Source organism: Dokdonia sp. R86516, assembly GCF_044596715.1.
Lineage (GTDB): Bacteria > Bacteroidota > Bacteroidia > Flavobacteriales > Flavobacteriaceae > Dokdonia.
Map to the genome: position 1 here is coordinate 3,176,656 of NZ_CP138998.1, position 14,316 is coordinate 3,190,971.

The following is a 14,316-nucleotide window of genomic DNA, read 5'->3' on the forward strand; positions in this document are numbered from 1 at the left end:
CTGATGCTATTGCTTTATACTTGTAAATTTCTGTCAAATGCTAATTTATAACGTTTAAGTGTTAATTAATTCACATTAGTTGTATTTAGTCTTGCTAATAATAAATCCTTTCCATAATTTTCCTACATATTAAACTTGTATAAATCAACGATCTACAACCAATTTTATACAAGTAAAAGTTCTTAATTACTAAAATACCTAACAACAGTCTTAAACAAAACTGAAGTCTGGTATTACTTTGATTAAGCGGACTCTTATACGATTAATCAAATTGCAATTTTATTGTTTTTAATGATGTGTACTCGACATTCATTAGTTAGATGTTTTATTAAAATAATTTAAGACTACTACCATGAAGAGAAAAACTACCTTTCCATCATCCCTGAGCAGCTTTCTATTTATTTTATTATTTGCTTGCTTTTCTGTCAGTGCGCAAGAACAAACTTTTGCGACAACTATAACCAATCAAGAAAATGTTGATGATGCCAATCTAGCTACCAATCAAGACTTAACAGATTTTGCTGAAGTTAGAGCAAATTCTGGAACGCTTTTTTTTGGTGCATATGATGGTGTTCTTGAGTTATCATATGGAGAACTACTGCCTGCAAATACAACATCATACATTAAAATAGAAACAGAAGATGATTTGTTACCCTCCTTATTAGGCGGTAGTCTCGGTAATTTACTTGCAGATGTACTGGGCATTGTACTAATAGGTAATCAAGAATTTACCGTAAAGGCTTTAAATGGGAATACTACCGTGCTAAGTGCAGTATCATCAGACCCTAATACATTTAGCGGTGCAAGAACACAAATTGTGACCGATGCACAGGGAGATTATTATATAGCACTCACACCAGACCAACCATATAGCAGTATAGAAATCACAAATAGTATAGGTTCTTTAATAGGACTAAACCAAGAACGTTCTTTAAAAGTTTATGGAGCTTTCTACGGTGCAACTGCACCTACTTGTAATGTTCCTTCATTTACCTCATTTGACGGGACTGGGTTTAATTTAGATTTAATAAATCTAGGAGGCGCTGGGGTTACAAATATTGAAAATGCAATTGATGGAGATCTCGCTACATTCTCAGAGTTAAGCTTAGGTGTATTATCTGTAGCAGCGACTGTAGAGCAGGTAATTTATTTTCAGAATGCAACACAAGCTACAGAAGATTTCAAAATTAGACTTGCTGTAGATCCTAGCTTATTAGCGCTTGGAGTGGCAAATAATATCCAATTTGAAGCCTATAACGGTTCAAATCTAATTGCATCGAGAGACTTAGGGTCCTTATTAAATCTGGAATTGATAAATCTACTACAAAGTAATACTCCTGTAGACATTGGCTTTGATGTGTCTGCGCCCGTAGATAGAATTGTAGTTAGTTATTCCTCACTCTTGAACACTTCATTAAGTCAGCGACTTGATTTATATGATGTTGCCGTCACTGCTGCTATTCCTGAGATTGCTGCAGCTTCTCAAAATATCACTTTATGTGAAAATAGCACCGCAGAACTTATTGCTACTACTGATTCTCCAGACTCACAAATAGAGTGGTATGATGAAGAGCAAGGTGGAAATTTACTTGCTACAGTAGATAGCGGTGAGGCATTTACCACTTCGTCATTAACAGAAAACACCACTTTTTATGCCGCTGCTACGGCAAATGGATGTACTGTAGCGTCTGTACGAACTCCAGTTTTAGTCACAATTAACCCTACTCCAAAATCTTCAGATATCTTAGTAGCAGGTTTTGATACTGCCATATGTTTACCTGAAGTACTAGAGATTGTACCGTCAAGTACAATCTCAAATGACTTCAAATATTACTTTGATCCTAATAAAAATGTAGAAATTACTAATGGGCTTACTGCAGATGGAATCGTTTACGTAATCAATGATAGCAAGCTTGAAATAACTGGATTAAATGATGCAAACAATCCTGATAACATATTTATTTCTACAACAGAACCAGCTACTGGTTGTGAGAATAGTCCTGGCGATTTAAGACAAGTCTCTATTATTCTTGCAAACACTCCTAATATCTCTATAAATCTTACAGAGAATATTACAGCCGATGATACTATAAATAGTATTGAGCAAAATAATGACATTACCATTACTGGTACAGTTTCGGGAGATGCTCAAGAAAATGATGAAGTAATAATTACTGTAAATAATACAGAGTACACTACATTATTGGATGCAGGTTTAAACTTTACTAGAGACATTCCAGGCGCAGAATTAGTACTTGACGCAGATTCAACCATTGACGCTTCAGTAACGGTTGTCGGTACGTTATGTACTGCCACAGCTATTGATAGTGAGGCTTACACGGTAGATGTTGACAGTCCCACCATTCCTACTGTAGATGCACAAACCACCAACGACACCACTCCGATAATTACGGGTACAGGAGATTCTGAAGATGAGCTAACAGTAATTGTAAATGGAGTTACTTACCCTGAAACTGGAGCGGATCTTACAGACAACGGTGATGATACGTGGAGCTTACAAATTCCTGATGGAAGCGAACTACTAGATGGAATGTATGACGTAGATACTTCCGTTGAAGATGCGGTTGGAAATACTGCATCTGATACTACAACCAATGAATTAGTCATTGACGCGACTGCGCCTACTACTCCAACAGTTACTGCGCAAACTACAAATGACTCTACACCGCTCATTACTGGTACTGCAGATTCTGACGATGAATTGACGGTAATTGTAAACGGAATAACCTACACCGAAGGTGATACAAACCTCATCGATAACGGAGATGATACTTGGTCTCTACAAATACCTGATGGAAGTGAAATTCCAGATGGAACTTATGATGTAGATGCTTTTGTGGAAGATACTGTTGGGAATACTGCTTCTGATACTACTACAGATGAACTGATAATTGATGCGACCGCACCTACTACTCCTACGGTTACTGCTCAAACTACAAACGACAGCACTCCGCTAATCACTGGTACGGCAGATTCTGATGATGAGCTAACAGTAATTGTAAATGGAGTAATTTATTTGGAAACTGGAGCGGATCTTATAGATAATGGTGATGATACTTGGAGCTTACAGATTCCTGATGGTAGCGAACTACCAGATGGAACCTATGATGTGGATGCTTCGGTAGAAGATACGGTTGGAAATACAGCTTCTGATAACACTACAGACGAGTTGATAATTGACGCTACTGCTCCAAATAGTCCAACAGTTACTCCTCAAACTACAAATGACACCACACCGCTCATTACTGGTACAGCAGATTCTGATGATGAGCTGACGATAATTGTAAACGGAATAACCTACACAGAAGGTGACGGTAACCTCATCGATAACGGAGATGATACGTGGAGCTTACAAATACCTGATGGTAGCGAACTACCAGATGGAACCTATGATGTAGATGCCTCTGTAGAAGATACTGTTGGGAATACAGCTTCTGACAATACAATTGATGAATTAATAATTGACGCAACTGCACCTACAACTCCAACAGTTACTCCTCAAACTACAAATGACACCACACCGCTGATTACAGGAACAGCAGATTCTGATGATGAGCTGACGGTAATTGTAAATGGTGTTACTTATCTTGAAACTGGAGCGGATCTTACAGATAACGGAGATGATACATGGAGCTTACAAATACCTGATGGAAGTGAACTGCCAGATGGAACTTATGATGTTGATGTTACTGTGGAAGATACGGTTGGGAATACTGCCTCAGATACAACTACAGATGAATTAGTAATTGATGCTACTGCACCTACAACTCCAACAGTAACAGCTCAAACTACAAACGACACCACTCCACTTATTACAGGTACGGCAGATTCTGACGATGAGCTGACTGTAATTGTAAATGGTGTGACCTACACCGAAGGTGATGGAAACCTTACTGATAACGGTGATGATACTTGGAGCTTACAAATTCCTGATGGTAGCGAACTACCAGACGGAACCTATGATGTAAATGCTTCTGTGGAAGATACGGTAGGAAACACTGCTTCTGACAATACAATTGATGAATTAACCATTGACTCTGTTTCCCCAACGATTCCAACGGTAGATGCACAAACCACCAACGACACCACTCCGCTGATTACAGGAACAGCAGATTCTGATGATCAGCTGACGGTAATTGTAAATGAAATCACCTACACCGAAGGTGATGGAAACCTCATCGATAATGGTGATGATACTTGGTCTCTACAAATTCCTAATGGTAGCGAACTACCAGACGGCACCTATGATGTTGATGCTTCCGTGGAAGATACGGTTGGGAATACTGCTTCTGATAACACTACAGATGAACTAGTAATTGATGCGACTGCGCCAACGACTCCAACGGTAGATGCACAAACCACCAACGACACCACTCCGCTGATTACAGGTACAGCAGATTCTGATGATGAGCTAACAGTTATTGTAAATGGAGTTACTTATCTCGAAACTGGAGCGAATCTTACAGACAACGGAGATGATACTTGGAGCTTACAAATACCTGACGGAAGCGAATTAATAGATGGAACCTATGACGTGGATGCTTCTGTGGAAGATACGGTTGGGAATACTGCTTCTGATACAACTACAGATGAATTAGTAATTGATGCTACTGCGCCGACTACTCCAACGGTTACCGCTCAAACCACCAATGATGCCACGCCACTGATTACTGGTACAGCAGATTCTGATGATGAGCTGACGGTAATTGTAAATGGAGTAACCTACACCGAAGATGATGGAAACCTCATCGATAATAGTGATGATACTTGGAGCTTACAAATACCTGACGGAAGCGAATTAATAGATGGAACTTATGATGTAGATGCTTCCGTCGAAGATGCTGTTGGAAATATGGCTTCTGATACTACTACAGATGAATTAGTCATTGACGCAACTGCGCCAACAACTCCAACGGTAGATGCACAAACCACCAACGATACCACTCCGCTGATTGCAGGTACAGCAGATTCGGATGATGAGCTGATGGTAATTGTAAATGGAGTTACCTACACCGAAGGTGATACAAACCTCATCGATAATGGAGATGATACGTGGAGCTTACAAATACCTAGTGGAAGTGAAATTCCAGATGGAACCTATGATGTAGATGCTTCTGTGGAAGATACTGTTGGAAACACTGCTTCGGATATTACTACAGATGAATTAACCATTGACGCAACTGCGCCTACAACTCCAACGGTTACTGCGCAAACTACAAACGACACCACTCCGCTGATTACTGGTACAGCAGACTCTGATGATGAGTTGACGGTAATTGTAAATGGAGCTACCTACACCGAAGGTGATACAAACCTAATCGATAATGGAGATGATACTTGGAGCTTACAAATACCTAGTGGAAGTGAAATTCCAGATGGAACCTATGATGTAGATGCTTCTGTGGAAGATACTGTTGGAAACACTGCTTTGGATACTACAACAGATGAATTAGTCATTGACACAACTGCGCCTACCACTCCAACGGTTACTGCGCAAACTACAAATGACTCTACGCCACTAATTACAGGTACGGCAGATTCTGACGATGAGCTAACAGTAATTGTAAATGGAGTAACCTACACCGAAGGTGATGGAAATCTTACAGACAACGGAGATGATACTTGGTCTTTACAAATACCTGACGGAAGCGAACTACCAGACGGAACTTATGATGTAGATGCCTCTGTGGAAGATACGGTTGGAAATACTGCTTCGGATTCAACAACTGATGAATTAACCATTGACGCAACTGCGCCAACTAACCCAACGGTTATAGCACAAACTACAAATGACACTACGCCGCTGATTACAGGAACGGCAGATTCCGATGATGAGTTGACGATAATTGTAAACGGAGTAACCTACACCGAAGGCGATGGAAACCTCATCGATAATGGTGACGATACGTGGTCTTTACAAATCCCTGATGATAGCGAACTACCAGATGGAACCTATGATGTAGATGCTTCGGTGGAAGATACGGTTGGTAATACGGCTTCTGATAATACTACTGATGAATTAACCATTGACTCTGTTTCCCCAACGACTCCAACAGTTACTGCGCAAACTACAAATGACACTACCCCGCTGATTACAGGAACAGCAGATTCTGATGATGAGCTGACGGTAATTGTAAACGGAATAACCTACACCGAAGGTGATACAAACCTCACTGATAACGGAGATAACACTTGGTCTCTACAAATACCGGATGGTAGCGAACTACCAGATGGCACTTATGATGTAGATGCTTCTGTGGAAGATACAGTTGGAAATACTGCTTTTGATAATACAATTGATGAATTAACCATTGACTCTATTTCCCCAACTACTCCAACAGTTACTGCGCAAACCACCAACGACACCACTCCGCTTATTACAGGAACTGCAGATTCTGATGATGAGCTGACTGTAATTGTAAATGGAATAACCTACACCGAAGGTGATGGAAACCTTACTGATAATGGTGACGATACTTGGAGCTTACAAATACCTGATGGAAGTGAGTTACCAGATGGAACTTATGATGTTGATGCTTCGGTGGAAGATACGGTTGGGAATACTGCTTCTGATAACACTACAGATGAACTAGTAATTGACGCAACTGCGCCAACGAATCCAACAGTAGATTCACAAACTACAAACGACAGTACACCACTGATTACAGGAACTGCAGATTCTGATAATGAGCTAACTGTAATTGTAAATGGAGTTACTTATCTGGAAACTGGAGCGGATCTTACAGATAACGGTGATGATACTTGGTCACTACAAATACCTGATGGAAGCGAACTACCAGATGGAACCTATGATGTAGATGCTTCTGTGGAAGATACTGTTGGAAACACTGCTTTGGATACTACAACAGATGAATTAGTCATTGACGCAACTGCGCCTACCACTCCAACGGTTACTGCGCAAACTACAAATGACTCTACGCCACTAATTACAGGTACGGCAGATTCTGACGATGAGCTAACAGTAATTGTAAATGGAGTAACCTACACCGAAGGTGATGGAAATCTTACAGACAACGGAGATGATACTTGGTCTTTACAAATACCTAACGGAAGCGAACTACCAGACGGAACTTATGATGTAGATGCCTCTGTGGAAGATACGGTTGGAAATACTGCCTCAGATACTACTACCGACGAATTGATAATCGATACGGATGCTCCTACTATTCCAACGGTAATCTCTCAAATAACGACAGATACGACCCCACTTATTGAGGGTACTGCAGATTCGGAAGATGAGCTGACAGTGATTGTAGACAATGCAACGTATGTAGAAAACGATGGACATCTTACAGATCATGGTGATAATACATGGAGCTTGCAAATTCCAGGAGCTAATGACATTGCAGATGGCGTATATGATGTACAGGCCACAACTCAAGATATGACTGGAAACTTGGCATCAGATGTAACTACTAATGAGTTAACGGTTGACACCACTGCTCCTATTACGCCTACAGTAACTCCTCAAGAAACTAGTGACGCTACTCCAATGATTACAGGAACTGCAGATTCTGATGATATGCTTTCCATCATTGTAGATGGAAACACATATATGGAAAGTGATGGAAACCTTACCGATAATGGTGATGATACTTGGAGCTTACAGATTCCTGATGAAAATGAACTTGGAGATGGCACTTATGATGTGCAAGCCACTGCAGAGGATTTGGTAGGTAATTTGGCATCAGATATGACCGTAGATGAGCTTACTATACAATCTGGTATCGTAACGACAGATAATGACCAGCAACTTTTTTGCGAAAGCGAAAACCCTACAATTGCAGATATTCAGGTAAATGAGACTACTGTAAATTGGTACTTCAGTGCTTCTGGCGGAACAGTTCTAACCACCGATACTGCATTGATGGACAACACAATTTACTATGCGGCACTTGTTACAAACGGTATTGAGAGTGCAAACAGACTGGCGATTACAGTGACTATTATCAGTACGCCTACGCCTACGACTACAGCTACCACGCAGTCATTTTGTGTAGATGTTATGGCTACCGTAAGTGATATTGAAGTGAATGAACCGGACTTAATATGGTATGCTCAAGCTACTGGCGGCAGTCCATTGGCAGCAGATACACTTTTAGTTTCTGGTAATTACTACGGAGCTCTTGTAAATAATGGCTGTGAGAGTAGCACTCGTCTAGAGGTGAGTATTACGATAGATGAGATCGCTAGTGCAAGCATTACGAGCAGTACTGACATGACTTGTGTGGGTAATGAAATCACTTACCAGACTGAGTCAGATATGAGTGGTTATTTATGGACCATTTCTTCTGGAGGAACAATCATCACTGGTGGCGATCTCACAGATGATTTTGTGACTGTGATATGGGACGAACTTGGCGAACAATCTGTTGCTGTAAATTATGAGTCTTCCAATAGTTGTATGCCTCTCGCAGATGCTACGCTAGACGTTGAGGTAGCTTCTTGTTCTGATCTTACGATTCTTAAAATGGTCAATAATGCCTTGCCACAGCTCAACACAGAGGTTGTGTATACTATTACGGTGACTAATGCAGGCGACACAGACTTTACAGATGTTGAGGTGGAAGACTTATTACCTTCTGGATTGCAATTTGTATCGGCGGTGACAGATAGTGGAACTTATGATAGTGCAACTGGTGTTTGGCTTATTCCTTCAGTGGGGGCTAATGCAAATGTGGAGTTAGCGATAAGCGCTGTAGTGCTAGAGGATGGAGATTATTTAAATATCGCGACCATCACGCAGTCTAGTCCTATGGATAGTGATCTTACTAACAATGTATCGGAAGTTGATATCACGCCAAGTTGTATTAAAGTGTTTAATGAATTTTCACCCAATGGTGATGGCTTTAATGACACCTTTACCATACGCTGTATTGAATCATATCCAGAAAACAACTTGAAAATTTACAATCGAGCTGGAAACATGGTGTATGAAATGGATGGCTATGCAAATGTGTGGAGGGGAACTTCTACTTCTAATGGTACTGTAAATGAAAACGATGGTCTTCCATCATCTACCTACTATTACATCTTAGACTTAAATGATGGCAGTGAGCCGCTTACGGGATGGGTATACATTGCACTTTAACAATCTAACTTAAAAACAACGACTATGTTTAAAATATATAAGATTTACTTAGTACTTATTATGTGTTGTGTAAGCATACACATGGATGCACAACAAGCGCCTAACTATACACAGTACATGTATAATACCATGGCTATAAATCCAGCATATGCAGGATCTTCAGAAGGTTTGAACGTGGTGGGGATATATCGTTCTCAGTGGGCTGGTTTTGATGGCGCGCCTGAGACTTATAATCTTAGTGTTGAAACACCGCTCACGGAGCGCGTAGGACTAGGAGTCAATGTCACTAAAGACGTAAATGGTCCTGCCGAAAGATTCAACTTTGATGGGAATTTCTCTTACAACATTCAGTTAGATAGAGATCTCAACCTCGCATTTGGAATAAAAGCAGGTGCTCAGTTACTCAATGTAGATTTTTCTAAAGGGGAATTTGTAAATCAAGGCGATCCCCTACTCACAAATAATGTAGATAACAGACTGCTGGCAACGCTAGGTGCTGGTGCCTTTTTGTATAAATATAATTGGTATGTAGGAGTCTCGGTGCCTGACTTTTTTAGTGATGAGTATTATGATAATGTGGAGGAAGCTGTCGTGGCAGATGAGCGCCAATCATACCTCACCGCGGGTTATGTGTTTGGCATAAGCGATAACATACGCTTTAAACCAGCTGCACTTGTAAATTATGTGAATGGTAGTCCGTTGCGATATAATCTTTCGGCCAATTTTCTTTTTCATGATAAGCTCACTGTAGGTGCTAGTTATCAAGTGGATGCTGCGGTAAGTGCGCTGGCTGGTTTTCAAATTTCTGACAATCTGTTTTTAGGTTATTCCTTTGATTATGCTACTACAGAGTTCACAAATTATAATGATGGTACCCATGAAGTTATTTTAAAATTCTCTTTGTTTAAGAAAAAGGGAATGTCATTCTCACCTAGATTCTTTTAATATCAAACCACTATGAAGAAATCACTATATATTTTATTCATGATGTGTGTATGTTCTAGTTATGCACAAAATGATTTAAAAAAAGCAGATGAGCTTTATGACAGACATATGTATGCAGATGCTGCAGTACTTTATGATGAGCACCTCAATGACTCAGAGAAGATAGCGCCTACAACCTGTCAGCATATTGCAGACACGCATTATAACCTTAAGAATTATGAACGTGCAGAGATTGCTTACAAGAAAACCTTTGAAGCACTAGGATACACGATGGAGCCTGCACATATCTGGCAGTATTTTGATGTACTACGCTTCTTAAAAAAGTATGATACGGCAGATGATTTTTATGTAGGCTATTTAAAACTATCCAAAAAAGATAAAGAGCTCAACAGATACTATGAAGAAAAGTCTAGGTTTAATGACATTCTAGCAAATGACACGCTCTATCAGATTATAAATCTTGATATTAACTCTAGCTATGCAGATTTTGGCGGATCCCTGTATAAGAATAAACTGGTGTTCTCAACGGCTCGCAATAATGAAGAAAATAAAATTTACAAAAGAGATAACACCCCTTACCTATCGCTTTATGAAGCCACGATAGATAGTACTGGCACCTACTCAAATATTAAACTATTTAATGAAGAGCTAGAAACTCAGTATCACGACGCTACAGCTACTTTTTATAATAATGATCAAACACTGGTCTATGCTTCAAGTGCACAATCTGGATCTCGCAAGATTTATACAAAGAATAAGAGAAACTTCTTTAAGCTCTACCGCGTGCAGATTAATAAAGACAAATTTGATAAAGAGGAACTTCCCATTAATGGTAATGGCTATTCCATAGGGCAGCCTTTTGTAACTACAAATGGTAGTCAGCTGTATTTTGTGTCAGACATGCCGGGTGGTTATGGCCGTGCAGATATTTATGTGTGTGACATACGAGCAGATGGCTCACTCTCCACACCTCGCAATCTAGGTGATGCGGTAAACACACCATGTGATGACTTTTTCCCTTTTGTAAAAAACAAAGAACTCTATTTTGCCTCTAAGGGTCACGTAGGTTTTGGCGGCCTTGATATTTACAAAGCGCAGCTTAGAGACGGCATTTATAGTAATGCCCGCAACCTCGGACTTGGGATTAACAGCAATGCAGACGACTTTGCGTATGTGGCGAGTAACACTAAAAATGAAGGATATTTTAGCTCAAACAGAGAAGGCGGTAAAGGCGATGATGATATTTACTCCTTTGTATATGATCGCGGCGAGTGCTTCCAGACCTTAGAAGGAACCGTTACAGACTCACAAACAGGCGCACCATTACCAGCAGTGACTATCATCGCTTATGATACAAGTAATAAGCAAGTGGCCGAAACACTTACTGACGCGGCAGGAACCTACACCCTACAGATGGGTTGCAATATCAAATACAATATTAAAGCATCAAAAATAGGCTATTCAAAAGATGAGTTGGATTTAAATACAGGCACAGAGCCTAATGGGCTTATTAACTTTGTAGATTTTAAACTGGCTAACCTTTCAGACATTTTTGTTACAGATGGTGAGATAGAAAAGATTAAAATCAACCCTATTAATTTTGAGTCTAACCGTTATGCGATTAACATATTTGCCGCACAACAGCTCCAGCGCATTATTGACATTATGAACGAATATCCTGCGCTTATCATCAAGATAGAATCTCACACAGATCAACGTGGTGGAGCGTCATATAACCAGACCTTATCAGAAAATAGAGCCATCTCTACCCGAGACTATTTGATTAAAAATGGTATTTCGAGTTCGCGCATTGAGAGCGCCAAAGGGTTTGGTGAGTCAAGGCCCATACACATTTGTGATGAGGCAGACGATAGCTGTACAGAGGTGCAGTATTTAGAAAATAGACGTTCAGATTTTATTGTGGTTAGCAGGTAGCAACACCTTGTTCTTTACCCAATAACTGTAAGCCTTCCTAGTTCCCCAGCTATAGTGAAGGCTTATTTTTATGCAAGCTGTTTATAAATGTAAACTAATGGTGTGTGGAGTTTTCACGCTTTCGCGAAAGCGTACCACTCATACATGAATATTTGATTGGTTATAACAAACGAGCAAGTCTTAAGCACTCACACCGCAAGAGGCTCTTTTAAGTAACATATACTCCCCTGCGTTTTTAAACTCTCTTACAGAAGTACCTGTATAGCGTTTAAATGTTTTTGAGAGGTGACTTACATCTGTAAAGCCTAGCTCATCTGCGATTTCAGTGAGGGTAAAATCTGAGTTGAGAAGACGTATCTCTACTAGCCTAAGTTTGGCTTTCATAATATACTCACGTAAGGACATCCCTACCTGTTTTCTAAAAAACTCACTTACGTAGGTTGCAGACATCATAAATGTTTCTGCAAGTCTATCTACTTTGAGTAATTCACTTTTTGCAATATTCTCGTTGATGTAGGTGAGCATATTTGTTGCTCTGTCATCAGTTGTTGTATTTACAATCTCATAGTGACTCCCTTTTTTTATATTTCTAATAACCACTTCTAATATACTTACCATAAGACTTGAGATAAGCGATACAGAGACCTCTCCATAGTTTCTAGTCTCTCTTAAAATAATTGCTGTAAGCTGTTTGAGATGCTCCCTATCTGCATCACTTTTAATGATATCGCCAGGCAGCTGGTTATAGTTAGACAAGATATAGGCGGCTTCTTTAAACCACTCAGACTTATCCAGCGTCATTTTATTAGAGCTTTTGAAAAACGAATTGGTAAACTTTAAAAAGACAAATTTTGTACGCTTCTCTATATTGAACGAATGACACTTTAAGGGAGGTAGTAAAAAGATACTATCCTTTTTATAATCGTAAAAGTTGTAATTAATACACTGCGTACCCTCTCCACTTTCAATAAGTACAAGTTCAAAAAAATTGTTTTTAACTGGGCGTTGTTTCCACTCAGATAATTCCATTTCTTGTATTTCAAAAGGTTTATAAGCTTCTAATACTTGCATAGTAGTATGATTTAGGGACAAATTTAGGATTTTATAGCATTAAAATTATCATAACCCACCTAACAACCTCTATTTATACCTAATTAACCATTTTATATACAAATAGACTAGCGACCTATCCCACTACCTTTGTATCATCAAAGAAAACCACAAACTATAAAAGAAAGCATATATGAAAGCAATGATTATCAACGAATACGGTGAGAATGCCGCATTCACAGCAAGCGAAGTAGCAAAACCAGCAGTAACTCCAGGTCACGTGAGTATCAAGATTGCAGCCTCTAGTGTGAACACGGTAGATACCATGATACGCAAGATGGGATCAGACTTACCGCTATCACCAGTAGCACCAGCTATATTAGGAATGGACTTTGCAGGAGTGATAGAAGCAGTAGGTGAAGGTGTAAATGACTTTAAAGTAGGTGACGAGGTATACGGTTGTGTAGGTGGCCTTGCCGACTTACAAGGTACGCTAGCCGAATATATCGTGGCAGACAGTAAGCTTATTGCTCACAAAGCTGCCAACTTATCTATGACTGAGGCAGCATCACTACCACTTGTGGCAATTACTGCTTATGAAGGATTAATACGCGCAGGGATTAAAAAAGGTCAAAAAGTACTCGTACACGGAGGTTCTGGAGGTGTAGGCCACGTTGCGGTACAACTAGCTATTCACTTTGGGGCAGATGTATATGCTACTTGTGGAGGACCAGAGCAACAAAAGATTATAGAAGGATATGGAGCAACGGCAATTAACTATAAAGAAGAAACAGTTGAATCATATGTAGCAAAATATACAGATGGTGCAGGTTTTGACCTAATTTATGATACCGTAGGTGCAGATAACCTTACAAAGTCTTTTGAGGCAGCAGCACTTAATGCACAAATTGCTACTACAGTATCTATGTGCAACCTAGATCTTACTCCAGCACACTTTAAAGGATTATCACTACACGTTGTGTTTATGCTCATCCCTATGTTACACAACTACAAGCGTGAAGAGCACGGAGCGATTTTAAAAGAGCTAAGCAACATCGCACAAGCCAAAGCACTAGTACCTCTAGTAGACAGCACATTTGCGCTAGAGAATGTAGGTGATGCTTATGCAAGACTAGAGAGTGGTAAAGCAATAGGTAAAGTAGTTGTAACTAACTAAGACCTCATCCATAGGCTTACTACGGAAAGCAATTAAACCTTAAACACCTATAAAATAAGTGTTTAAGGTTTAAAAA

At 39.7% G+C, this 14,316-nt stretch carries 5 protein-coding genes; 4 read left to right on the top strand and 1 reads right to left on the bottom strand.

The window, feature by feature from the left end; genetic code table 11:
* The first annotated feature begins 352 nt into the window (after window positions 1-352).
* Genes SJY23_RS14250 through SJY23_RS14260 form a run of 3 tightly spaced genes read left to right on the top strand, consistent with a single transcriptional unit; the run spans window position 353 to window position 12,013 of the window.
* A complete protein-coding gene (locus SJY23_RS14250; protein ID WP_396596861.1) occupies window positions 353-9,133 on the top strand; it encodes an Ig-like domain-containing protein in 8,781 nt (2,926 codons plus the stop codon).
* A 24-nt stretch (window positions 9,134-9,157) separates the two neighbouring features.
* Window positions 9,158-10,078 (top strand): type IX secretion system membrane protein PorP/SprF, encoded by a 921-nt coding sequence (locus SJY23_RS14255; protein ID WP_396596862.1) that lies wholly within the window; start codon window positions 9,158-9,160, stop codon window positions 10,076-10,078.
* A 12-nt stretch (window positions 10,079-10,090) separates the two neighbouring features.
* A complete protein-coding gene (locus tag SJY23_RS14260) occupies window positions 10,091-12,013 on the top strand; it encodes an OmpA family protein (protein ID WP_396596863.1) in 1,923 nt (640 codons plus the stop codon).
* 180 nt (window positions 12,014-12,193) lie between these two features.
* Here the strand turns inward: SJY23_RS14260 and SJY23_RS14265 are convergent, their stop codons facing one another.
* The gene (locus SJY23_RS14265; protein ID WP_396596864.1) at window positions 12,194-13,084 is read right to left on the bottom strand and encodes an AraC family transcriptional regulator; all 891 of its coding nucleotides are present in this window, start codon (window positions 13,082-13,084) and stop codon (window positions 12,194-12,196) included.
* A 172-nt stretch (window positions 13,085-13,256) separates the two neighbouring features.
* Between SJY23_RS14265 and SJY23_RS14270 the strand changes: the two genes are divergently transcribed.
* Window positions 13,257-14,240, top strand: coding sequence for a zinc-dependent alcohol dehydrogenase family protein (locus tag SJY23_RS14270; RefSeq protein ID WP_396596865.1), 984 nt, complete (start codon window positions 13,257-13,259; stop codon window positions 14,238-14,240).
* The last annotated feature ends 76 nt before the right edge of the window (window positions 14,241-14,316 follow it).